Below are 21,310 nucleotides of genomic sequence, written 5' to 3'. Positions count from 1 at the left end.
TCAAATGCGAAGCTCCACATGGACGGGGACGTGGTCGGACGGCTTGTCCCAGCCGCGGACATGCTTGTCGATGCCGACCGAGACGAGGCGATCAGCCGCCTGTGGCGAGAGCAGCAGATGGTCGATGCGGATGCCGTTGTTCTTCTGGAAAGCGCCTGCCTGATAGTCCCAGAAGGTGTAGAGGCCGCCCTCGTCCGTCGTGGCGCGCAGCGCGTCGGTCAGGCCCAGTGTCTCGAGGGCGCGGAATGCCTTGCGGGATTCCGGCTGGTAGAGCGCGTCATTGACCCAGAGCGACGGATCCTTGGCGTCGCGCGGCTCGGCGATGACGTTGTAGTCGCCGGCGAGCACCAGCGGCTCCTCATAGGTCAGCCGCTCGGTTGCCCAGTTCCGCAGGCGTTCCATCCAGGCGAGTTTGTAGGAAAATTTCGGCGTGTCGATCGGATTGCCGTTCGGCAGATAGAGCGAGACGACGCGCAGCGCGCCGCTTTCGACGGAGAAAACGCCCTCGATGAAGCGGGCATGATCGTCGCCGTCATCGCCGGGCAGGCCGCGATTGACCTCGTCGAAGGGCAGCTTCGATAGCAGGGCGACGCCGTTGAAGCCCTTCTGCCCATGCGTCGCGACATTGTAGCCGAGATCCTCGAAGGCGGAGGTTGGGAATCCCTCATCGACCGACTTGATCTCCTGCAGGCAGGCGATATCGGGCGACGCCTCCTTGAGCCAGGCAAGGGCGGTATCGATTCGGGCTTTGACGCCGTTGATATTCCAGGTCGCGATCTTCATGCGCGCAGACTAGCCGATCCGTCGCGAGATGCCACCGGGCCATGCCGATCGCGCCACATCTTGCACACCTGCCGTCCATCCCTAACTCTAGGGGCCCGGCACGAGCCGGAGAGGAACGCGCAAAGGAGGCTTGCATGCCGGTCAGGACATCAGACGCAAAGTGGCAGGGTGATCTCAAGAGCGGCAAGGGAACCGTGCATCTGGGCAGCGGGGCCTGGGAAGGACAGTACAACTTCTCGTCACGTTTCGAGGAAGGCAAGGGCACGAATCCGGAGGAACTGATCGCCGCCGCGCATGCTGGATGCTTCTCGATGGCGCTTTCGGCCGGGCTTTCCGGAGCCGGCTTCACGGTCGATTCCATCGCCACGACGGCGAAGGTGAAGGTTGAGCCCGTTGCCGGCGGTTTCGAGATCACCCACATCAATCTGGTGACCGAGGCCAAGGTGCCGGGGATCGACAAGGCGGCGTTCGACAAGATCGCTGCCGCGACCAAGGAAGGTTGCCCGGTTTCCAAGGCGCTCAAGGCCGTTCCCATCGATCTGGACGCCAAGCTCGTCTGATTCCGAGCCATACACCCGATCAATCAGCCGGCGCGCGGCTTGACCGCCTGCGCCGGCTGGCCGACAGTCGCGCCCGAAAGTGGGGGTGACATGAGTACCGATCCCGTGCCGTTTGATACGCCGACGCCGATTGCCAGCGAGACATTCACCGATCCGGATCTGGCGATCGCCAGGCTGGAGGAGATCTACGACCGCCACACGGCGCATCTGCGCGATCGCTTCGACGCGCTGCTGAAGGGGCACCCTCCGATCGGGCGGGTGCGGGCCACCTATCCCGAGATACGCTTCACGACCACCAGCTATGCCAAGATCGACTCGCGCCTGGCGTATGGTCATGTTTCGGGACCTGGCATCTACGCCACCACGGTGACGCAGCCCAGCCTGTTCCGGAACTACCTGAAGGAACAGATCAAGCTGCTCGTGCGCAATCACGGGCTTCCGGTGACGGTGGGGCCGTCCAACCTGCCGATTCCGCTGCACTTCGCCTTTCCGAACGGTGTCCATGTCGAGGGACAGCTGGCCGAAAAGATCGAGCGGCCGCTTCGCGACATGTTCGACGTGCCCGATCTTGCCGTCACCGACGACGCCATCGTCAATGGCACCTTCGAGCCGACGCCGGGCGAACCCTTGCCGCTGGCGCCCTTCACGGCGCCGCGCATCGACTATTCGCTGTTCCGCCTGGCGCATTACACGGCGACCAGCGCCGAGCATTTCCAGAATTTCGTGCTCTTCACCAACTACCAGTTCTACATCGACGAATTCTGCGTGCGCGCCCGCAAGCTGATGGCGGAAGGCGGCGGCGGCTATGAGTGCTTCGTCGAGCCCGGCAACGTGATGACCCCCGCCGGTTCGACGGAACCGGTTTCGGGCATGGCGCCGCCGCGCTTGCCGCAAATGCCGGCCTATCACCTGAAATTCGCCGGCAATGCCGGGCTGACGATGATCAATATCGGCGTCGGGCCTTCCAACGCCAAGACGATCACCGACCACGTCGCCGTGCTGCGTCCGCATGCCTGGCTAATGCTCGGGCACTGCGCGGGCCTTCGCAACACGCAGGCCCTTGGCGACTATGTGTTGGCGCATGGCTATGTCCGCGAGGACCACGTTCTCGACGCCGACCTGCCGAGCTGGATCCCGATCCCGCCTCTGGCCGAAGTGCAGGTGGCACTGGAGGAGGCGGTCGAGGCGGTGACCGGGCTCGAGGGCTACGATCTCAAGCGGATCATGCGCACGGGAACGGTCGCCACCATCGACAACCGCAACTGGGAACTGCGCGACCACCGCGAGCCGGTGCAGCGCTTCTCGCAGTCGCGCGCCATCGCGCTCGACATGGAATCGGCGACCATCGCCGCCAACGGCTTCCGCTTCCGCGTGCCCTACGGAACGCTGCTCTGCGTCTCGGACAAGCCGTTGCATGGCGAATTGAAGCTGCCGGGAATGGCCTCGGACTTCTATCGCCGCCAGGTTGGCCAGCATCTCGAGATCGGCATCCGCGCGATGGAGAAACTTCGCGAAATGGCGCCCGAACGGCTCCATTCCCGCAAGCTCCGCAGCTTTACGGAGACGGCGTTCCAGTAGGGGCAGCTGTTGGCGTGGATCGTCGCAGGTTCTATATTGGGACCTGCGTAACTCCAGCCACAGGGGCGTCGTCTTGACCACCACCACCCTGACCAGTCGCGAGTTCAGTCAGGACACGAGCCGCGCCAGGAAGGCCGCAAACGAGGGACCCGTCATCATCACCGATCGCGGGCGACCGGCGCATGTCCTGCTTTCAATCGAGGAATATCGCCGCCTCACGGGCAAGGGCATGTCGTTGCTGGAGGCGCTGGCCCAGACGGACGAGGGCAGCGACTTTGAGTTTGATCCGCCCAAAATGGGCGGAGGATGGCTCAAGCCGGTCGATTTCGAATAGTGTTCCTTCTCGACACCAACGTCGTTTCAGATTTGCGGCGCCCGGAACGTTCAAATCCGAACGTGCAGTCCTGGATTGCCGCGCGCGAGCCTGCGGCACTATTCCTCTCGGCGGTCACGATTCTGGAGCTTGAGATCGGCGCGCGGCGCATCGAGCGACGCGATGTCAAACAGGGCGCTGTTCTGCTCTCGTGGATTGAACACCAGGTGCTTCCGCTATTTGAAGATCGTATTCTGTCGATCGACCTGCGCGTCGCGAAACGATGCGCGCCGCTGCATGTTCCAGATCGTCGAAACGATCGCGACGCTTACATCGCCGCGACGGCTCTGGTTCACGGAATGACTGTGGTGACGCGTAACACAGGCGATTTCGAGGGAACCGGTGTGCCTCTCGTCAATCCCTGGCAGACACCCTAAAGAGCGAAGCTGGTGCCGCAGCCGCAGGAGGCGGTCGCGTGGGGATTGCGGATCTGGAAGGACTGGCCGATCACGTCATCGACGAAGTCGATCTCGGAGCCGTCCATGTAGGGCAGCGAGATCTGGTCGATCAGCACCGTCGCGCCGTTCTTCTCGATCACCAGATCGTCCTCGGCCCGCTCTGCATCGAGGTCGAAGCCATACTGGAAGCCGGAGCAGCCGCCGCCCGATACGGTGACGCGCAAGGCCGTGCCGCTCGGCTCCTTCGAGAGGATGCGGGCGATGCGCTTGGCAGCGCGGTCAGACAAGGTGACGTCGAGCGTTTCAGTGGTCATGGCTGCTTCCGAAAATAGGGGTACCCAGCAGGCGCCCGAACCCGATAGTTAGGAATGCGATTGGCGGAGTCAATCGCTGCAGTGCAATGCACGCTGGAAGAGGAGCGTCCATGGAAGGCCAGATCGGCTTCGGCATCGGTCCGCATGCCGCCTTCGCCGTCGATCCCTCGGCAAGCCGCGGCCGGTTGTACCGCGAGCCGGAAAGCCCGACGCGCACGCCCTATCAGAGGGATCGCGACCGCATCGTCCACTCGACCGCTTTCCGTCGGCTGAAGGACAAGACGCAGGTCTTCCTGTTCGACGAGGGCGATCATTATCGCACCCGGCTGACCCATACCATCGAAGTGGCGCAGATCGCCCGGGCTCTGGCGCGCGCGCTGCGGCTCGACGAGGACCTCGCCGAGGCGATCGCGCTGTCGCACGACCTCGGTCACACGCCGTTCGGCCATGCCGGCGAGCGGGCGCTGGACCGGATGATGGCGGGGCATGGCGGCTTCGATCACAACGCCCAGAGCCTTCGGGTCGTCACGAAGCTCGAGCGGCGCTATCCGCATTTCGACGGGCTGAACCTGTCCTGGGAGGCGCTGGAAGGGCTGGTCAAGCACAATGGTCCGCTGGTCGATGCCGAGGGCAGGGGCGTCGGCAGCTATGAGGGCAAGGTTCTGCCGGTTGCCATTCTCGCCTATACCGCCGAGCAGGATCTTGAGCTCGCGACCTATGCCTCGGCGGAAGCACAGGCGGCGGCGATCGCCGACGATATCGCCTATGACGCGCATGACATCGACGACGGGTTGCGGGCCGGGCTGCTGACGGTCGACGGGCTGCGCGAGGTCGAGTTCCTGCGCGAGATCCTGGATGCGATCGAGACCCAGCATCGCGGGCTGGAAAAGCCGCGCCTCGTCAACGAGGTTGTGCGCCGCGTCATTACCCGGATGATCGAGGATGTGATCGCGGAAGCGTTGCGGCGGCTTTCCGAAACCAAGCCCATCTCCGCCGACGCCCTCCGCCTTGCAGGGCGACCGATGATCGCCTTCTCCGCCGGGCTCGTCGCGGCCGACAAGGCGATCAAGACGCATCTCTGGCACAACGTGTATCGTCATCCGCGCGTGATGCAGGTGATGACGGCGGCGGAAGGCGTAGTGGAGCGGCTGTTCGATCGCTATTGGCACGATCCCGACGCGCTGCCGCCGGAGTGGCGGATCGGACTGGATCCGGTGGATATCGAACGCCGCGCACGACGGATTTCCGATTTTCTCGCCGGCATGACCGACCGTTATGCATTGCGCGAGCATCAGCGTCTGTTTGACGCTTCGCCCGATTTGGGTTAGGCGCGCTGCAAGAATTTTCCTTCCGCCCGAAGGGCTGTATCCCGCTATGAATATTTTCCGCGACTTCACCGCACGCGTCACCTCGGCCGTCGAGGTCATCCTGGCCGCGCGCGACAGCGCCCCCGTCGATCTCTCGCGCATCGTCGTCGAGCCGCCGCGCGACGCCGCACATGGCGACCTCGCGACCAATGCCGCCATGGTGCTGGCCAAGCCGCTCGGCCTCAAGCCCCGCGATCTGGCCGAAGCGATCGCCGGGCGGCTGCGCGACGACGAGGACGTGGCCTCGGTCGAGGTCGCAGGCCCCGGCTTCATCAATCTGACGCTGGCAGCCCCCTATCGGGCCCATGCCCTGAAGTCGCTGATCCAGGCCGGCAGCGACTATGGCCGCAGCCGCATCGGTGGCGATCTGAAGGTCAATGTCGAATATGTCTCGGCCAATCCGACCGGCCCGATGCATGTCGGCCATTGCCGTGGCGCCGTCGTCGGCGACGCGCTGGCCAATCTGCTCGATTGGGGCGGCTATGACGTCACCAAGGAATATTACATCAACGATGCCGGCGGGCAGGTCGACGTGCTCGCCCGCTCCGCCTTCCTGCGCTACCGCGAAGCGCTGGGCGAAGAGATCACCATTCCGGAAGGCCTGTATCCGGGCGACTATCTGAAGCCGGTCGGCACGGCGCTGGCCGACGTGCATGGTCGCACGCTGCTCGACATGCCGGAGGCCGAGTGGCTTCCGCTCGTCCGCGAGGCGGCGATCAGCGCCATGATGCTGATGATCCGCGACGATCTCGCCCTGCTCAACGTCCATCATGACGTCTTCTTCTCGGAGAAGACGCTGAGCGGCGAGAATGGCGGCAAGATCGGCGCGACGATCGCCGACATGGAGAAGAAGGGCTTCGTCTATAGCGGCACGCTGCCGCCGCCGAAGGGGCAGCTTCCCGACGACTGGGAAGACCGCGAGCAGCTTCTGTTCCGCGCCACCGATGTCGGCGACGACATTGACCGGCCCCTGGTGAAGTCGGACGGCAGCTACACCTATTTCGCCGGCGACGTGGCCTACTTCAAGGACAAGTTCGACCGCGGCTTCCGGCAGATGATCTATGTGCTGGGCGCCGATCACGGCGGTTACGTGAAGCGCCTGCAGGCTGTCGGCCGCGCCATCTCCGGCGGCACGGCATCGGTCGACGTGCTGCTCTGCCAGCTCGTGAAGCTCTACCGCGCCGGCGAGCCGGTCCGCATGTCGAAGCGTTCGGGCGATTTCGTCACGCTGCGCGACGTGGTCGAGGAAGTGGGCCGCGACGCGGTGCGCTTCATGATGCTCTACCGCAAGAGCGACGCGCCGCTCGATTTCGACTTCCAGAAGGTGACGGAGCAGTCGAAGGACAATCCGGTCTTCTACGTACAGTATGGCCATGCCCGCGCGGCGTCGATCCTGCGCAATGCGGCGCAGGACCTGCCGGCACTCGACCTCTCCGGCGCGGCGCTGGCCGGCGCCGACCTCGCGCTGCTCGATGATGCCGGCGAAATCAGCCTGCAGAGGCGGCTGGCGGAGTTCCCCCGAATCATCGAATCCGCCGCCGAAGCGCATGAGCCGCACCGCGTAGCGTTTTACCTCTACGAACTTGCAGCAGAGTTCCATCAACAGTGGAATCGCGGCAAGGATCTGCCGCAATTACGGTTTATTAACCCTGAACAACCACAGTTGACCGCGGCCCGGCTCGCCCTTGTTCATGCCACAAAGCTGGTGCTGTCATCCGGTTTGCTGGTGCTCGGAGTCGATGCGCCCGAAGAGATGCGGTGAAGTCTCTGCCAGGAGCCTGGCGTCGAATTCTGACGAACAGCACCGGATGAGGCGGAAAGTGGAGCGCGATGCCAGATCGCTACGATAATTCGTTCTCGCGGCGGCCTGCGCCGCTCGACGGGAACACCGGGCGGCGCAACGAGCCGCCCGCGCAGGCTGAAGATGATCCGCTGGTTGAACTGGCTCGCATTGTTTCCGGCAATTCCAGCTTTGACGACATCGTCGGCGGACGGCAGCCCGTTGCCGCGCCCGTGGTGCGGTCGACGCAGCAGCCGAACGTGCGGGACACGTCTTTCGATCTCGAATCCGAACTGATGAACGATCTTCAGACGTCCTTTGACCCGGCGGTTCGCTCGGCGTCGGGTCGTCCGCTCCAGGTCGAGCCGCAGCCCCCGCGTGCGGCGCAGCCGCGCGACGAAGGCTTCGATCACATGCGTCTGCGCCCCGGCGCGCCGGCGGCGCCGCCGCAGTGGCAGGCAGCCCAGCCGCCGCGCCAGGCGGAACCGCGTCATCCGCAGCCCGAGCCGCGCTACGCGCAGGACCCTTACGTCCAGCCCGCCCTCGAGGAAGAAGATCCCTATGCCGGCACAGCCTATGCCGGTGCGACGGATTACGGCCGCGAACGCGGGCAGCCGGCCCATCCTGCCGGCGGCTATGCGACGGACGAATATCATCAGGGCCAGGAAAATGGCGCTGACGACTATTCGGCCGGTTACGACAACGAGTATGGCGACGATCCGAACGCTGGTTATGAGGATGACAGCTATGACGAGCGCCATGCGCGCGCCGATCGCTTCGCCGAGCCGCGCCGTTCTCGCAAGGGTCTCGTCATCGCCGCCGTCGTTCTGGGTGTCGTGCTGGCTGGCGGTCTCGGCGCGCTCGCGCTGAAGGGTGGCGGTACGTCGACCGATGGTGCGCCGCGCGTCATTGCTGCCGATGAGGGCCCGACCAAGGTGCAGCCCGCCGCGACCCCGGGGGACACCGAAGTCGCGCAGAACAAGCTGATCTACGATCGGGCTAGCCCGGAACTGGCGGGCGACGAGCAACTCGTTCTGCCCGACGACGGGCCGATCGACGAAGCGCCGGCCTCGAATGAATCCGCGGCCAGTCGGGAAATCTCGCGCATCATCCTGCCGGGTGCGCCTGGCGATTCCGCAAATCCCTCGTCGATCGACGACCTGACTGGCGGCGCAGCCGCTGCGCCCGCCGCGCCGAGCGATGCGGACGCCGGGCCGCGCAAGGTCCGCACCGTCGTGGTGAAGCCGGACGGAACGATCATCTCGAGCGAGGCGCAGCCGCGCAATGCCGGCTCGCAGACGGATTCGTCCGTGCCGGCACGGCCGGCAACGCCGGTTGCGACCTCACCGGAACCCGCAGCGCCCGCCGAGACCTCGAACGCGACGGCCGATGCGGATCCGGAGGCTCCCGTCGATACCGCGCCGCCCAAGGACGTGTCGCAGCTGGAAGCTCCCGCTCCCGCGCCGGCCAAGCCTCGGGCCCAGCCGGCTCCTGCCGCCGCCGCGCCGGCTGCCGCGACCCGGGCCCCGGCTTCGGGCGGGTTCGTCGTCCAGGTCGCATCCCAGCGCAGCGAAGAGGCCGCGATCGCGTCGTTCAAGGCGATGCAGCGCAAATATCCAAGCGTGTTTGGCTCGCAGGAGCCGAATGTCGTGCGCGCCGATCTCGGCGCCAAGGGCATCTACTATCGTGCCCGCGTCGGTCCGATGGCGACCCGTGACCAGGCTGTCTCGTTCTGCGAGAGCCTGCGGGCCGCCGGTGGCGATTGCATCGTCCAGAAGAACTGACCCCGGACAGGCGGCGGAGCGATCCGCCGCTTGCGGTCCGCCCAGCAAGCAGCTAAGGCCGAAGCATGACCGCCAAAGCATTTATCTCGGGCTGCGCGGGGCGCAGCCTTTCGGCCGATGAAATCGCGTTCTTCCGCGACGAGCGGCCATGGGGTCTCATCCTCTTCAAGCGCAACATCGGGACCCCGGAAGAGGTCTGCGAACTCGTCGCGACCTTCCGTGACATTCTGGATGACCCGGACCGGCCGGTCCTGATCGACCAGGAGGGCGGCAGGGTCCAGCGGATCGCGCCTCCGCATTGGCGCAATCGCCCGGCGGCGCGTTTCGCCGGCGACCTCTACGCCGCCGACCAGGCTGCCGGACGCCGGATGGCGTGGCTGCATGGCCGGCTGATCGCGTCCGACCTGATCGATCTCGGCATTACCGTCGATTGCGTTCCCGTGCTGGATGTCGGCACGCCGCACACGCATGCGGCCATCGGCAACCGCGCCTATGCCGAAGAGGCCGAGATCGTTTCGATCCTCGGTCGCGCGACCGCCGACGGGCTCGTCGCCGGTGGCGTGCTGCCGGTGGTCAAGCACATGCCCGGCCATGGCCGTGCCACGGTCGACAGCCATCTGAGCCTGCCGGTGGTCGAGGCCAGCCTGGCGACGCTGGAGCGCTCGGACTTCGTGCCCTTCAAGGCGCTCAGCGACCTGCCGATGGCGATGACGGCCCATATCGTCTTCACCGCCGTCGATCCGGATCGGCCGGCGACCACGTCGCCGCTCGTCGTCGAGCAGATCATTCGCGGCCGGATCGGCTTCGACGGGCTGCTGATGAGCGACGATCTCTCGATGAAGGCGCTGGGCGGTGATTATGCAAGCCGCGCGGCCGCCGTCCTTTCCGCCGGCTGCGACATGGTTTTGCATTGCAACGGCGTCATGGACGAGATGATGGACGTTGCCCGCTCGGTTCCCGAACTGATGGGCAGGGCGGCGGAGCGCGCCGCCATCGCCCGGGCCGCGCGCAAGCCGCCGCATCCGCTCGACCGCGAGGCGGCGGAGGCTGAGTATGCGACGCTCGCCGAGCGAGCCGGCTGGCCGCCGGCCGTCGCCTGAGTCCGGATCGATCCATGGCCGCCACCCGCGACAAGGACGGCCAGAGCGAACTCTGGCAGATGCCGGACGCACCGGACCGCAAGGAGGGCGATTCCGCCCTCGTCGTCGACGTCGACGGTTTTGAAGGGCCGCTCGACCTCCTTCTCGCGCTAGCCCGGACCCAGAAGGTCGATCTCGCCAAGATCTCGATCCTGGCGCTGGCGGAACAGTATCTCGCCTATATCGAGCAACTGCGTCAGCTCCGCCTCGAACTTGCCGCCGACTATCTGGTGATGGCGGCATGGCTTGCCTACCTGAAGTCGCGGTTGCTGCTCCCGGCGCCTGCGCCGGACGAGGAGCCGAGCGGCGAAGAGATGGCGGCCGCGCTGGCCTTCCGCCTTCGCCGGCTGGAAGCGATGCGCGACGCCGCCGCGAAACTGGTCAATCGCGACCGGCTGGGCCGCGAGGTCTTTCAACGCGGCATGCCGGAGCCGGTCGAAGTCATCCAGAACAGTCACTACGCCGCCACGCTCTACGACCTGCTGACGGCCTATGCCTCGCAGCGTCAGCGTCAGATGGTGTCGGTGGTGCATGTGCGGCGGCGCCAGGTCTGGTCGCTGGCCGAGGCGCGCGAGGTACTGACGCGGATGATCGGCAGCATCGCCGACTGGACGCCGGTCGACGTGTTTCTGTCGCCCTGGATCCAGACACCGGAAATGCGCGCTACCGTGCTGGCGAGCTCTTTCAGCGCCAGCCTGGAGCTGGTGCGGGAGGGCAGGGTGGAATTGCGCCAGACGGCGCCTTTCTCGTCGCTCTACATGCGCGACCGGGACCGCGATGGCGCGGAGGGGAAGAACGATGCCTGATTTCGGAAATCTCACCTTGCTCGCCCCGGAAGAGCGCCGGATGGCGCTGCGCATGGTAGAGGCGATGCTGTTTGCCAGCGCGCAGCCGCTGGGCGCGCGTGAAATCGCCGCCCGCCTGCCGGAGGGCAGCGACGTCGAGGCCCTGATCCGCGAGCTGGAGCACGCCTATTCCGGGCGCGGGGTCAATCTGGTCCAGGTGGCGGGCAAATACATGTTCCGCACCGCGAGCGATCTCGCTTTTCTGCTTCAGCGGGATGCCGGCGACCAGAAGAAGCTGTCGCGTGCCGCGCTCGAGACGCTGGCGATCATCGCCTACCACCAGCCGGTGACGCGCGCCGAGATCGAGGAGATCCGAGGCGTCTCGATCTCCAAGGGCACGCTCGACGTGCTGATGGAGGCCGGCTGGATCAAGATGCGCGGTCGTCGCCGGACGCCGGGCCGTCCCGTGACCTATGGGACGACAGAGGCCTTTCTGGTGCATTTCGGACTGGAAGCGATCGGCGATTTGCCTGGTCTTGAGGAGCTTAAGGGCGCCGGGCTGCTCGATGGCCGCATCCCGCCGGGCTTCTCCGTCCCGGAGCCGCGCGATGGCGACGCGCTGCGGGATGACGAGGACCCGCTCGATCCGGACGATCTGCTCGCGGCCGGTCTGTCCGAGCACGACTGAGGCGATCCATTTCTCAAGGTCGACCTCGACGGCGGCGGCGTCAGGGGCTAAACCGCTCGCATGAATGCAAGCACGCAATGGATCGAACGAACCGCCTGGGGGCGTCGCGGCACGGCAGGTGTCACGATCGCGGCCCGCCTCGGTTTCGAAGGGGTCACGCATCACTATGGCGACGCGCCGTCGCTGCGGGGCATCAACCTGAACGTCGAGCCGGCCGAGGTCGTTTGCCTGCTGGGCCGATCGGGCTGCGGCAAGACGACGCTCCTGCGGGTCACGGCCGGGCTCGAGCGCCCCTCCGGCGGCCGCATTACGGTCAATGGCCGCGAGATGGCCAGCGCGTCTGTATTCGTGCCGCCGGAGAAGCGCGGCGTCGGCCTGATGTTCCAGGACTACGCCCTGTTCCCGCACATGACGATCCTGAAGAACGTCATCTACGGCCTCAACGACCTTCCGCGCGCCGAAGCCGAGCGCCAGGGCCGGCACGCGCTGGCCCGCGTCGGCCTCGACGGTTACGCCTCTGCCCATCCCCATGCGCTTTCCGGCGGCGAGCAGCAGCGCGTGGCGCTGGCGCGCGCCATCGCACCGCGGCCGTCCATGCTGCTGATGGACGAGCCGTTTTCCGGCCTCGACAAGCGGCTGCGCGATCACGTCCGCGAGGAGACGATGGCGATCATCCGCGAGACGCGGGCGACCTGCATCATCGTTACCCATGACCCGGAAGAGGCGATGCGCATGGGCGATCGCATCGCCCTGATGCGCGGCGGCCAGTTGCTGCAGGTCGGCACGGCGCGCCACCTCTATGAGCATCCCGTGGATCTCTACGCGGCCCGCTTCTTCTCGGAATTGAACGAGTTCGAGGCCGTCGCCAGGGGAGGGCGCGTCGAAACGCCGATCGGCAGTTTCGGTGCGCGGGGCCATGCCGACGGAACCATCCTGTCGATCGGCGTTCGTCCGCAGGGCGTGGGCTTCGCCATCGCCGGCGACGGCGTGCCGGGAAGGATCGTCGGGCATCAGTTTCTTGGTGAAGTGGATCTTCTGAGCGTCGCGGTCGATGGCATCGACGTGCCGATCCGGATGCGTACCCGCGACAACACCGCGCCCTATGTCGTCGGCAGCACGGTGTGGCTCAGCATAGACCGACGCGACGTCCTCGTGTTTGCGAAACCGGCCGAATAACCCTACATGCGGTTAAGATGGTTGGTTGCGGGCGCAAGGTCCGTCTGCGATAGTCGCCCACCAAACGCATAGCGCGTGATTTTTGTGGAGATGAGTTGATGGGTTCTTTCAGCATCTGGCACTGGCTTATCGTGCTGGTGATCGTCCTCCTGCTCTTCGGTAAGGGGAAGATTTCGGATGTGATGGGTGACATGGCGAAGGGCGTCAAGAGCTTCAAGAAGGGGCTTGCCGACGACGACGAACCCACCGCCGCGAAGCCTGTGATCGACAGCAAGCCTTCCGATGTCGTTTCGTCGAATACCGACGAGAAGACCCGCGCCAGCTAAGGCCTGAACGAGGTCCGGGAAGCTGCTCCGCTGCCGCGCTCGTTGAGCGCGGGGCGCTGGGTAGACCAATCGGTGTGAGAGTATGCTGGATATCGGTTGGAGCGAAATTCTCGTCATCGCAGTCATTGCGATCGTCGTGGTGGGTCCGAAGGACCTGCCGCCGATGCTGCGCGCGCTTGGGCGTACCATTTCCAAGATGCGCAGGATGGCGGGTGAATTTCAGGGACAGTTCAACGAGGCGCTCAAGGAAGCCGAGCTCGACGACGTCAAGAAGTCGTTTGACGAGCTTCGCGGCCTGAACCCGATGAACGACATCAAGAACAGCCTGAACCCGCTTTCAGGGCCTATCGCCAAGCCGTCGCCATCGCCGGTGCCTCCGGCTGCCGACGAGTCGCCGCAGCTCCTCGCGGACACCGATATCGAGCCGGCCGCACCGCTCGAGACGTCGGCTTCGGTCGAGGCTGCCGAACCGGTGGTTGCGCCGAAGCCCAAGCGAGCCGCCGCCCGGAAGCCCGCCGCGGCGGCTGACGAGGGCGATGCGCCGAAGCCCCGCGCTACCCGCGCCAGGCCCAAGGCTGTCAATGGGGAGGACGCGGATGCTGTTCAATCGGCACCGCGCGTTCGCAAGCCGAAGCCGGTTGCGGTGGAAAGCCCCGCTGCCATCCCGGTATCGGACTCCCGTGACAGCGCTCCCGCTGCCATCGAGCCGCCGGCCGTCGCCAGCGTGACTGAAGAGCCCAAGACATGAGCGACAAGCCTTCGGCCGAAGACGACATCGAAGCCAGCCGCATGCCGTTGATGGCGCACCTGATCGAGTTGCGCTCGCGACTGATCAAGACGCTGGTGGCGGTGCTCGTCGCCTTCCTGCTGTGCTTCTATTTCGCCGGCACGATCTACAACATCCTGGTCATTCCCTATGAGTGGGCGGTCGGCCCCGCGCAGGACGTCAAGCTGATCTACACCGCGCCGCAGGAGTTCTTCCTGACGCAGATGAAGCTGGCGCTCTATGGTGCTGTGTTCATTGCGTTCCCGGTGATCGCGATGCAGATCTACAAGTTCGCGGCGCCCGGCCTCTACAAGCATGAGAAGCGGGCCTTCGTACCCTACCTGATCGCTACCCCGATCCTGTTCGTGACAGGCGCGGCGCTCGTCTATTTCCTGATCCTGCCGATGGCGCTGCATTTCTTCCTGTCGTTCCAGCAGACGAGCGGCGACGGCAAGGCGCAGATAGAGGCGCTGTTCAAGGTCAACGAGTATCTCGGTCTGATCATGACCCTGACGCTCGCCTTCGGCATCGTCTTCCAGCTTCCGGTGATCCTGACGCTGCTCGGCCGTGCCGGAATCGTCTCCAGCCAGATGCTGCGGGCCAAGCGGCGCTACGCGATCGTGATCGCGTTCGTGATCGCGGCCGTGCTGACGCCACCGGACATGATCAGCCAGATCTCGCTCGCGATTCCGGCCATGCTTCTCTATGAGGTTTCGATTTTTTCGGTCCGTATCGTCGAGCGCAAGCGTGCCGATGCCCGGGCCGAGGATGACGCGGAAGACGAGACGCCCGCGTAGCAAAGCGGTTTCTTTCCGATGTCGAGTTAGCTTGAACCACGCCGCGCCCTCGGGACGGCGTGGTTCTTTGTCTGGGGCCGGTCCACGGCGTCAGGCGGGGCGGTCGCGCCGCCGCTCTCGGGCCGTTCTCCCCTCGTGCGTATCGCTGCCGGGTTGATCCTTCGCCAGTCTCACACTATCCGTCATGCGGCGAATGCTTTGCTCCTTCGCGGCCGGGATCACGGCCGCCTTCTCTTCGAGGCACGATCATGCTCGACATCAAATGGATCCGTGACAACCCTGACGCGCTCGACCGCGCGCTCGCCAGTCGTGGAGCCGAGCCGATCTCGTCGAAGCTGATCGCGCTGGACGAGGCGCGCCGCGCCCATATCGTCCAGGTCCAGGCCGCCCAGGAACGCCGCAACGCCGCCTCCAAGGAGATCGGCAAGGCGAAGGCCGCCAAGGACGAGGAAACCGCCCAGCGGCTGATGGCCGAGGTCTCCACCATCAAGGAGTTCCTCGCCCACGCCGAGGAGACGGAGCGCCGCCTCAACAAGGAACTCGACGACGCGCTGGCGGTGATCCCGAACACGCCGCTCGAGGACGTGCCGGTCGGTGCCGACGAACATGACAACGTTCCCTATTTCGGTCGCAACCAGACGGAAGCGCAGGCTACCGCGGCGCGTCCGAAGAAGCGGGACCTTCCCTTTGCCGCGAAAGAGCATTTCGAGATCGGCGAAGCGCTTGGGCTGATGGATTTCGAAACCGCTGCCAAGCTTTCCGGCAGCCGTTTCGTGGTGCTCAAGGGGCAGCTCGCCCGGATGGAGCGCGCGATCGGCCAGTTCATGCTCGACGTGCACACCGGCGAGCACGGCTACACCGAGGTGCAGCCGCCGCTGCTGGTCAAGGACGACGCGCTCTACGGAACGGCGCAGCTGCCGAAATTCGCCGAGGACCTGTTCAAGGCCGGCGAGCAGCATTGGCTGATCCCGACCGCCGAGGTGCCGCTGACCAATCTGGTGCGCGAATCCATTCTCGACGAAAAGGAACTGCCGCTGCGCTTCACGGCGCTGACGCCCTGCTTCCGTTCGGAGGCGGGCTCGGCCGGCCGCGACACGCGCGGCATGCTGCGCCAGCACCAGTTCAACAAGGTCGAGCTGGTCTCGATCACTACGCCGGAAACCTCGATCGACGAGCATGAGCGCATGCTCTCCTGCGCCGAGGCCGTGCTGAAGAAGCTCGACCTGCATTACCGCGTCATGACGCTCTGCACGGGCGACATGGGTTTCGGCTCGCGCAAGACCTATGACATCGAGGTGTGGCTACCGGGGCAGAACGCCTATCGCGAGATTTCCTCCGTCTCGGTCTGCGACGATTTCCAGGCCCGGCGCATGAATGCGCGCTACCGCCTCGGCGGTGCCGAGAAGGGCAACCGTTTCGTCCACACGCTGAACGGCTCGGGCACGGCGGTCGGCCGCGCGCTGATCGCGGTCATCGAGAACTATCAGAACGAGGATGGCACCATCACCGTGCCGGCGGCGCTGAAGCCCTATATGGGCGGCCTCGAAAAGGTCGGCTGAGGGGCGCTTCGGGCCCCATGTCGATCCGATCCCCGGTGTGAGCAACGATCCCTGAACAGCGAAGGCTGACCCAGACATGCGTATCCTGATCACCAATGATGACGGCATCCACGCACCCGGACTTGCCGTGCTGGAGCGCATCGCGCGGACGCTCTCCGACGATGTCTGGGTCGTCGCGCCGGAAACCGACCAGTCGGGCCTCGCGCATTCGCTGACGTTGAACGATCCTCTGCGGCTGCGGGAGGTTTCCGAGAAGACCTTCGCGGTGCGCGGCACGCCGACCGATTGCGTCATCATGGCCGTCCGCAAGGTACTGGACCGGGCGCCGGACCTGGTCTTGTCCGGCGTCAATTCGGGCCAGAACGCCGCCGATGACGTGACCTATTCGGGCACGGTCGCGGGCGCCATCGAGGGGACGCTGCTCGGCATTCCGTCGATCGCCCTGAGCCAGGCGTACGAAGCCGTGGACGGCAAGCGCGTCATTCCCTGGGAGACTGTCGAAGCGCATGCCCCGCGCATCCTGCAGAAGCTGGTGGCGCATGGCTGCCCGCGCGGCGTGCTCTACAATCTCAATTTCCCGAACACCGCGCCTGGCCTCGTCGCCGGTGTCGAGGTGACCTCGCAGGGCGTCGTCACGCACGGCCTGAGTGTCGACGAGCGCCACGACGGTCGGGGCAATCCCTACTTCTGGCTCAAGCACCAGCGTGTCGCCGAGGAGCATGCGGCGGGAACCGACGTCAACGCCATCCGACGCGGCGTCATCTCGGTCACGCCGCTGCGTATCGACATGACCGCCTACGACCAGGCGCATGAGCTCAACGCGCTGTTCGACTAGCCGCTCGTGCTGGCTGCCCGGTCGCACTGTCGTGCGGCCTCGCCTTCGATGTGCCCCGAAATGACGCAAAATCGTCGCCAGCGCTGCGCGCAATAAGACGCCGTTTACCACCTCGGCTGCATGAGTAGGGCTCAGAAGGCGAGGGCGCGTAGCGTATGGCACTCGAGGCAGTCCAGTTTCATCCGACCGAGTTCGAGGCGTTCGACGACAATCTCGTTCCGATCGCCCAATTCCTGCTGCGGCTTCGCCAGTTCGGCATCATGGATCGCCGCATGGTGGATGCGTTTGAATCGATTCCCCGGCCACTCTTCCAGCCGACCGACGCCAAGCGTGGTCCGCTCTTCGGCGAGCGGCCGCAGCCGATCGATTGCGGTCAGCTCGATACGCCGCCGATCCTCGCGGCGCGCATGATCGAGGCGCTGGCGCCGACGACGCGCTGCCGGGTGCTGGAAGTCGGCACCGGCACGGGCTATCTCGCCGCAGTCCTGTCGCGGCTTTCCCGGCGCGTCTATACCGTCGATCGCTTCCGCACCCTCGCCATGGCGGCGCAGGCGCGTTTCGAGATGCTCCGCATCGCCAACATCACCTCGGTGTTCGGCGATGGCCTCGACGGCTGGCCCGAGAAGGGGCCCTTCGATCGAATCATCTCATCGGCCTCGGCCTCGGCGGTTCCGCCGGCTTTCGTCGAGGCGCTCAGCACCAGCGGCACGCTGGTGATGCCGATCGGTCCGGATGACGGCATCCAGACGATCACCCGCTTCATTCGGGTCGATCGCCAGTTGGTGGCCACGCCGATCTGCCCGGTCCGCATGGTGCCGCTGATCCGGGGCAAGGCCGCGCGGCTCTAGAAACGCACCGGCTATCGCGACTGGTCCCATGCTGGCTTCCGACCTTTGCGCCGCTCGCCCCGCGTGGGGCGGAATCGCATCTCGCTTCGAATTCCGTCTGCATCAAGGGACGTGGATGTCTTAACCGCGCCTTGGACTGGCGGACGCGCGAAATGCGGCGGAAGCGCGGGATTCTGTGGGCGGCGCCTTCGTTTTCACGACATGTCGGCGAAGTTTTCCGTCGTGCTTAAGCCTTTATCAACGTTACCAGCGTTTATTGGCCTCATGTGTGGTGTGGCGTTGCGAGTAGGCTCGATGTGCAGAAATGCTTCCTCTTTTCGGTCTCGGACTCTCTCTCAGGTTGCGGTCATTGCGCTCCTTTCGGGGTTGACCGCGGCCTGCAGCGCTGACGGTTCGCGCTACGGTTCGATCTTTACCGGCAGTACGGCAAACCAAAAGCAGATCATCGGCGGTTCGCAGCCGATGCCGGCTCCGGTCGATTACAGCAGCAACAACAGCGATGTCGTCGCGACGCCGCCGCCTTCGCGTGGTGTGAGCCGGTCCGACCTGCCGCCGATGCTGCCGGGCGTCCAGCAGGGCTCGCAGCCCATGGCGGCCGCGCCTTCCTACGGTGCATCCGCGACCTACCAGCAGCCGCGCTCCTATACGCCGCCTTCCGACACGGTGGGCTCGATCCAGTCGTCCGCTCCGACGCAGGTTGCTTCCGCAGCCCAGCCGCCGCGCCGCGGTGGAGCCTGGTCGACCGAAGGCGGCACGGTCGTGACGCTGGGGCCGGGCGAGACACTGTCGTCAGTGTCGCGCCGCTATGGCGTTCCGATCAAGGAACTCGCCCGCGTCAACAATATCGGCAACCCTTCCCAGGTCGGCGCAGGCACCCGCCTGACGATCCCGACCTATGGCCAGGGCAATGCCGCCGTCGCCGAGGCCCCCGCCGCTTCGTCTCCGCAGCGTCGGGACAACGCGCAGCTGGTTGCCGCTCCGGCACCGGCCGGCGAGCGCAAGACGATGGCTTCGGCCGAAGGCGCGCCGCTCAATGGCCTGCATGTTGTTTCGCCCGGTCAGACGCTCTCTTCGATCGCCCGTCTCTATGGCGTCAGCGCCAAGGATCTGGCCGCAGCGAACAGCCTGACCTCAACCAATCAGCTGAAGTCCGGCCAGAAGCTGCGCATTCCGGGCAATAACGGCAACCCGCAGGCTGTTGCCCTGCGCAACGATCCGACCCGTCGCGAGGAAAAGCCGCAGGGCGAGGATCCCAACGCCAAGCCGAACGCCGCCAATGCGCCGCAGAAGACGCTCGGCGACGAGCCGGCCGCCGCGGCAAAGCCGACCGAGACGGCCTCGATCGCCAAGCCGGCGACGCCGAACCAGCCGGTGGCCTATGCGCCGCCGTCCGAGTCGGCCACGCCCGCCGCGACGAATGCCAGCGCCGATCCGGGCTCTGCCAACGGCACGACGTTCCGCTGGCCGGTGCGCGGACGCATCATCACAGGCTTCGGTTCCTCGGCAACGGGCGAGAAGAATGACGGCATCAACCTCGCCGTTCCCGAAGGCACCTCGATCAAGGCCGCCGAGGCTGGCACCGTGATCTATGCCGGCAACGAACTGGAAGGGTATGGAAACCTGGTGCTCGTCCGTCACGCCGACGGGTGGGTCTCGGCTTACGCCCACAACAGCAAGATCCTGGTCAAGCGCGGCGACGCCGTGCGCCGCGGCCAGATCATTTCTCAGGCCGGCGCGTCCGGTTCCGTCAACGCGCCGCAGCTACATTTCGAGCTCCGCAGGGGTTCGAAGCCGGTCAACCCGCTGGATTACCTGCAGAGCTGACCGACTCTCTGACCGGCCCAACCTCATCTCGTGAGGGATCTTCCGGTCTAATACTGGCGGGGCGGCTTCAGCCCGTAAGAGCGACCCCAAGTCGCCCCGCCAGATCCTGCACGTACTGCCAGGCGACGCGGCCCGATCGCGCGCCGCGCGTCGTCGACCACTCCAGCGCCTCGGCGCGCAGAACCTCCGGCGCCACGTTCAGCCCGAAATGCTCGGCATAGCCGTTGACCATGGCGAGATAGTCGTCCTGGCTGCATTTGTGGAAGCCGAGCCAGAGGCCGAAGCGGTCCGACAGCGACACCTTCTCCTCGACCGCCTCGCCGGGATTGATCGCCGTCGAGCGCTCGTTCTCCATCATGTCACGCGGCAGCAGATGGCGCCGGTTCGACGTGGCGTAGAACACGACATTCTCCGGACGCCCCTCGACGCCGCCATCCAGCGCCGCCTTCAGCGACTTGTAGGACGTGTCGTCATTGTCGAAGGAAAGGTCGTCGCAGAACAGGATGAAGCGTCGGTCGAGGCCGCGCACCAGGCTCATCAGTTCCGGCAGGCTGTCGATATCCTCGCGGTGGATCTCGATCAGCTTCATCGGATGGCCGCCTGGCAGCTTGGACGGGGCGCTGTTAATCGTCGCATGCGCCGCCTTGACCAGCGAGCTCTTGCCCATGCCGCGCGCGCCCCACAGCAGCACGTTGTTGGCCGGCAGGCCGCGGGCGAAACGATCGGTGTTCTCGACCAGGATGTCGCGTACCCGGTCGACGCCCTTGAGCAGCACCATCTCGACGCGATTGACCTTCGGCACGGGCTGGAGCGTGCCGGTGGAAGCCTGCCAGACGAAGGCATCCGCGGCGTCAGGGTTGAATTCCGGCCGTGCCGGCGGGACGGCGCGCTCGATCAGGGCGATCAGCCGGTCAAGACGATCGGCGACGGATTTCAGCGTATCTTCTGTCACAGTCATTTCCTCGGGCCGATCCCCACATCCCGCGTATCGGGACGGTTGAGGGCGCGCCGGCGGCTGGGGTGAAGTCGTGCGGAGGCAGGGGCGATCCCTCCATCCGGCCATCCGGACGATCGCATCCCGCGTGCAAGCGAGGGCTCCGGACGACATTCGCCACTATCATGCCGGTGCTGCCATTTGCAAAGGCCTGCCGCGTGGTTATATTCCGCGCCGTTTCGCGTACCGCTGTCTCTCCCTATGAGAAGGTCGGCGCAAACCACGCGTCTTGATCGGACGGGCCACCAGCGGACCCGCCAACGCTACAGGGAGCAACCTTCAATGTTCATTACCCCCGCCTTCGCACAGGCCGCCGGCGCTTCCGCCGGTGGTGCCGACCTGCTGATCCAGTTCGTGCCGTTCATCTTCGTCTTCGCGATCATGTGGTTCCTGATGATTCGGCCGCAGCGGCAGAAGCAGAAGGCGCACCAGGAGATGATCAAGGGCGCGCGCCGCGGTGACACGGTCGTGCTGTCGGGCGGCCTGATCGGCAAGATCAACAAGGTCGTGGACGATTCCGAACTGCTGCTGGAAATCGCGGAAGGCGTCCGGGTTCGCGTTTCGCGCGCGGCCATCGCCGATGTGCGCGCCAAGGGCGAGCCGGCCAAGGACGGCGAGTAAGCCAGCCTCTAGCTC

22 protein-coding genes are annotated in these 21,310 nt (G+C 65.6%); 19 read left to right on the top strand and 3 right to left on the bottom strand.

Annotated elements, in window-relative coordinates; genetic code table 11:
• Nucleotides 1–783 carry an exodeoxyribonuclease III gene (xth, locus tag OSH10_RS14365; protein WP_266332511.1) on the bottom strand — a complete coding sequence of 261 codons (783 nt, stop codon included), beginning with the start codon at nucleotides 781–783 and terminating at the stop codon, nucleotides 1–3.
• A 134-nt stretch (nucleotides 784–917) separates the two neighbouring features.
• On the opposite strand from xth, the gene OSH10_RS14360 reads away from it, so the two are divergent.
• The 4 genes from OSH10_RS14360 to OSH10_RS14345 all read left to right on the top strand — a co-directional run bounded on the left by OSH10_RS14360 (nucleotide 918) and on the right by OSH10_RS14345 (nucleotide 3,671).
• Nucleotides 918–1,343, top strand: coding sequence for an OsmC family protein (locus OSH10_RS14360; protein ID WP_266332510.1), 426 nt, complete (start codon nucleotides 918–920; stop codon nucleotides 1,341–1,343).
• A 90-nt stretch (nucleotides 1,344–1,433) separates the two neighbouring features.
• Nucleotides 1,434–2,921: an AMP nucleosidase gene (locus OSH10_RS14355; RefSeq protein ID WP_266332508.1), complete on the top strand. Its 1,488-nt coding sequence runs from the start codon at nucleotides 1,434–1,436 to the stop codon at nucleotides 2,919–2,921.
• Nucleotides 2,922–2,994: 73 nt separating this feature from the next.
• Nucleotides 2,995–3,255 carry a type II toxin-antitoxin system Phd/YefM family antitoxin gene (locus OSH10_RS14350; RefSeq protein WP_266332507.1) on the top strand — a complete coding sequence of 87 codons (261 nt, stop codon included), beginning with the start codon at nucleotides 2,995–2,997 and terminating at the stop codon, nucleotides 3,253–3,255.
• Nucleotides 3,255–3,671, top strand: coding sequence for a type II toxin-antitoxin system VapC family toxin (locus OSH10_RS14345; RefSeq protein ID WP_266332506.1), 417 nt, complete (start codon nucleotides 3,255–3,257; stop codon nucleotides 3,669–3,671). The genes OSH10_RS14350 and OSH10_RS14345 overlap by 1 nt, the downstream gene beginning before the upstream one ends.
• Here the strand turns inward: OSH10_RS14345 and erpA are convergent.
• Nucleotides 3,668–4,006 carry an iron-sulfur cluster insertion protein ErpA gene (erpA, locus tag OSH10_RS14340; protein ID WP_266332505.1) on the bottom strand — a complete coding sequence of 113 codons (339 nt, stop codon included), beginning with the start codon at nucleotides 4,004–4,006 and terminating at the stop codon, nucleotides 3,668–3,670. The two genes, OSH10_RS14345 and erpA, sit on opposite strands and share 4 nt — an antisense overlap.
• Nucleotides 4,007–4,116: 110 nt before the next feature.
• Here erpA and OSH10_RS14335 point away from each other — a divergent pair, with 110 nt between their 5' ends.
• The 14 genes from OSH10_RS14335 (at nucleotide 4,117) to OSH10_RS14270 (ending at nucleotide 19,680) form a co-directional block, all read left to right on the top strand.
• Nucleotides 4,117–5,334 (top strand): deoxyguanosinetriphosphate triphosphohydrolase, encoded by a 1,218-nt coding sequence (locus OSH10_RS14335; protein ID WP_266332504.1) that lies wholly within the window; start codon nucleotides 4,117–4,119, stop codon nucleotides 5,332–5,334.
• 46 nt (nucleotides 5,335–5,380) lie between these two features.
• Nucleotides 5,381–7,135 carry an arginine--tRNA ligase gene (gene argS, locus OSH10_RS14330; RefSeq protein WP_266332503.1) on the top strand — a complete coding sequence of 585 codons (1,755 nt, stop codon included), beginning with the start codon at nucleotides 5,381–5,383 and terminating at the stop codon, nucleotides 7,133–7,135.
• Between the two features lie 68 nt (nucleotides 7,136–7,203).
• Nucleotides 7,204–8,937, top strand: a complete 1,734-nt coding sequence (locus OSH10_RS14325) for an SPOR domain-containing protein (RefSeq protein WP_266332502.1) — start codon at nucleotides 7,204–7,206, stop codon at nucleotides 8,935–8,937.
• A 65-nt stretch (nucleotides 8,938–9,002) separates the two neighbouring features.
• Nucleotides 9,003–10,037, top strand: a complete 1,035-nt coding sequence (gene nagZ, locus OSH10_RS14320; RefSeq protein ID WP_266332501.1) for a beta-N-acetylhexosaminidase — start codon at nucleotides 9,003–9,005, stop codon at nucleotides 10,035–10,037.
• Nucleotides 10,038–10,051: 14 nt separating this feature from the next.
• Nucleotides 10,052–10,882, top strand: a complete 831-nt coding sequence (locus OSH10_RS14315) for a segregation and condensation protein A (protein ID WP_266332500.1) — start codon at nucleotides 10,052–10,054, stop codon at nucleotides 10,880–10,882.
• Complete coding sequence (gene scpB, locus OSH10_RS14310) at nucleotides 10,875–11,549, top strand: SMC-Scp complex subunit ScpB (RefSeq protein ID WP_266332498.1); 675 nt, start codon at nucleotides 10,875–10,877, stop codon at nucleotides 11,547–11,549. Before OSH10_RS14315 ends, scpB begins: the two co-directional genes overlap by 8 nt.
• 60 nt (nucleotides 11,550–11,609) lie before the next feature.
• Nucleotides 11,610–12,725, top strand: a complete 1,116-nt coding sequence (locus tag OSH10_RS14305) for an ABC transporter ATP-binding protein (protein WP_266332496.1) — start codon at nucleotides 11,610–11,612, stop codon at nucleotides 12,723–12,725.
• A gap of 98 nt (nucleotides 12,726–12,823) precedes the next feature.
• Nucleotides 12,824–13,051, top strand: a complete 228-nt coding sequence (locus OSH10_RS14300) for a twin-arginine translocase TatA/TatE family subunit (RefSeq protein WP_266332495.1) — start codon at nucleotides 12,824–12,826, stop codon at nucleotides 13,049–13,051.
• 82 nt (nucleotides 13,052–13,133) lie between these two features.
• Nucleotides 13,134–13,799, top strand: a complete 666-nt coding sequence (gene tatB, locus OSH10_RS14295; protein ID WP_266332494.1) for a Sec-independent protein translocase protein TatB — start codon at nucleotides 13,134–13,136, stop codon at nucleotides 13,797–13,799.
• Nucleotides 13,796–14,614 carry a twin-arginine translocase subunit TatC gene (gene tatC, locus OSH10_RS14290; RefSeq protein ID WP_266332493.1) on the top strand — a complete coding sequence of 273 codons (819 nt, stop codon included), beginning with the start codon at nucleotides 13,796–13,798 and terminating at the stop codon, nucleotides 14,612–14,614. The genes tatB and tatC overlap by 4 nt, the downstream gene beginning before the upstream one ends.
• A 248-nt stretch (nucleotides 14,615–14,862) precedes the next feature.
• Nucleotides 14,863–16,173 carry a serine--tRNA ligase gene (gene serS, locus OSH10_RS14285; protein WP_266332492.1) on the top strand — a complete coding sequence of 437 codons (1,311 nt, stop codon included), beginning with the start codon at nucleotides 14,863–14,865 and terminating at the stop codon, nucleotides 16,171–16,173.
• 76 nt (nucleotides 16,174–16,249) lie between these two features.
• Complete coding sequence (gene surE / locus OSH10_RS14280) at nucleotides 16,250–17,008, top strand: 5'/3'-nucleotidase SurE (protein WP_266332491.1); 759 nt, start codon at nucleotides 16,250–16,252, stop codon at nucleotides 17,006–17,008.
• 155 nt (nucleotides 17,009–17,163) lie between these two features.
• Complete coding sequence (locus tag OSH10_RS14275; protein ID WP_266332490.1) at nucleotides 17,164–17,856, top strand: protein-L-isoaspartate(D-aspartate) O-methyltransferase; 693 nt, start codon at nucleotides 17,164–17,166, stop codon at nucleotides 17,854–17,856.
• A 462-nt stretch (nucleotides 17,857–18,318) separates the two neighbouring features.
• On the top strand, nucleotides 18,319–19,680 hold the full coding sequence (locus OSH10_RS14270; protein ID WP_266332489.1) for a LysM peptidoglycan-binding domain-containing M23 family metallopeptidase: 1,362 nt from the start codon (nucleotides 18,319–18,321) through the stop codon (nucleotides 19,678–19,680).
• 67 nt (nucleotides 19,681–19,747) lie between these two features.
• On the opposite strand, the gene OSH10_RS14265 is transcribed toward OSH10_RS14270, so the two are convergent.
• Complete coding sequence (locus OSH10_RS14265; protein WP_266332488.1) at nucleotides 19,748–20,632, bottom strand: ATP-binding protein; 885 nt, start codon at nucleotides 20,630–20,632, stop codon at nucleotides 19,748–19,750.
• 324 nt (nucleotides 20,633–20,956) lie between these two features.
• On the opposite strand from OSH10_RS14265, the gene yajC reads away from it, so the two are divergent.
• Complete coding sequence (gene yajC / locus OSH10_RS14260; protein WP_266332487.1) at nucleotides 20,957–21,295, top strand: preprotein translocase subunit YajC; 339 nt, start codon at nucleotides 20,957–20,959, stop codon at nucleotides 21,293–21,295.
• Nucleotides 21,296–21,310: the final 15 nt, after the last annotated feature.

The organism is Kaistia defluvii, assembly GCF_026343955.1.
GTDB lineage: Bacteria > Pseudomonadota > Alphaproteobacteria > Rhizobiales > Kaistiaceae > Kaistia > Kaistia defluvii.
Note: the sequence above shows the minus strand (reverse complement) of the source record. Positions and strands in the feature narration are given on the sequence as shown.

What these genes read in the sequence shown, in the direction of transcription:
- xth (WP_266332511.1), bottom strand. Translation starts at nt 783, where the DNA reads ATGAAGATCGCGACCTGGAATATCAACGGCGTCAAAGCCCGAATCGAT.
- OSH10_RS14360 (WP_266332510.1), top strand. Translation starts at nt 918, where the DNA reads ATGCCGGTCAGGACATCAGACGCAAAGTGGCAGGGTGATCTCAAGAGC.
- OSH10_RS14355 (WP_266332508.1), top strand. Translation starts at nt 1,434, where the DNA reads ATGAGTACCGATCCCGTGCCGTTTGATACGCCGACGCCGATTGCCAGC.
- erpA (WP_266332505.1), bottom strand. Translation starts at nt 4,006, where the DNA reads ATGACCACTGAAACGCTCGACGTCACCTTGTCTGACCGCGCTGCCAAG.
- OSH10_RS14335 (WP_266332504.1), top strand. Translation starts at nt 4,117, where the DNA reads ATGGAAGGCCAGATCGGCTTCGGCATCGGTCCGCATGCCGCCTTCGCC.
- argS (WP_266332503.1), top strand. Translation starts at nt 5,381, where the DNA reads ATGAATATTTTCCGCGACTTCACCGCACGCGTCACCTCGGCCGTCGAG.
- OSH10_RS14325 (WP_266332502.1), top strand. Translation starts at nt 7,204, where the DNA reads ATGCCAGATCGCTACGATAATTCGTTCTCGCGGCGGCCTGCGCCGCTC.
- nagZ (WP_266332501.1), top strand. Translation starts at nt 9,003, where the DNA reads ATGACCGCCAAAGCATTTATCTCGGGCTGCGCGGGGCGCAGCCTTTCG.
- OSH10_RS14315 (WP_266332500.1), top strand. Translation starts at nt 10,052, where the DNA reads ATGGCCGCCACCCGCGACAAGGACGGCCAGAGCGAACTCTGGCAGATG.
- scpB (WP_266332498.1), top strand. Translation starts at nt 10,875, where the DNA reads ATGCCTGATTTCGGAAATCTCACCTTGCTCGCCCCGGAAGAGCGCCGG.
- OSH10_RS14305 (WP_266332496.1), top strand. Translation starts at nt 11,610, where the DNA reads ATGAATGCAAGCACGCAATGGATCGAACGAACCGCCTGGGGGCGTCGC.
- OSH10_RS14300 (WP_266332495.1), top strand. Translation starts at nt 12,824, where the DNA reads ATGGGTTCTTTCAGCATCTGGCACTGGCTTATCGTGCTGGTGATCGTC.
- tatB (WP_266332494.1), top strand. Translation starts at nt 13,134, where the DNA reads ATGCTGGATATCGGTTGGAGCGAAATTCTCGTCATCGCAGTCATTGCG.
- tatC (WP_266332493.1), top strand. Translation starts at nt 13,796, where the DNA reads ATGAGCGACAAGCCTTCGGCCGAAGACGACATCGAAGCCAGCCGCATG.
- serS (WP_266332492.1), top strand. Translation starts at nt 14,863, where the DNA reads ATGCTCGACATCAAATGGATCCGTGACAACCCTGACGCGCTCGACCGC.
- surE (WP_266332491.1), top strand. Translation starts at nt 16,250, where the DNA reads ATGCGTATCCTGATCACCAATGATGACGGCATCCACGCACCCGGACTT.
- OSH10_RS14275 (WP_266332490.1), top strand. Translation starts at nt 17,164, where the DNA reads ATGGCACTCGAGGCAGTCCAGTTTCATCCGACCGAGTTCGAGGCGTTC.
- OSH10_RS14270 (WP_266332489.1), top strand. Translation starts at nt 18,319, where the DNA reads ATGCCGGCTCCGGTCGATTACAGCAGCAACAACAGCGATGTCGTCGCG.
- yajC (WP_266332487.1), top strand. Translation starts at nt 20,957, where the DNA reads ATGTTCATTACCCCCGCCTTCGCACAGGCCGCCGGCGCTTCCGCCGGT.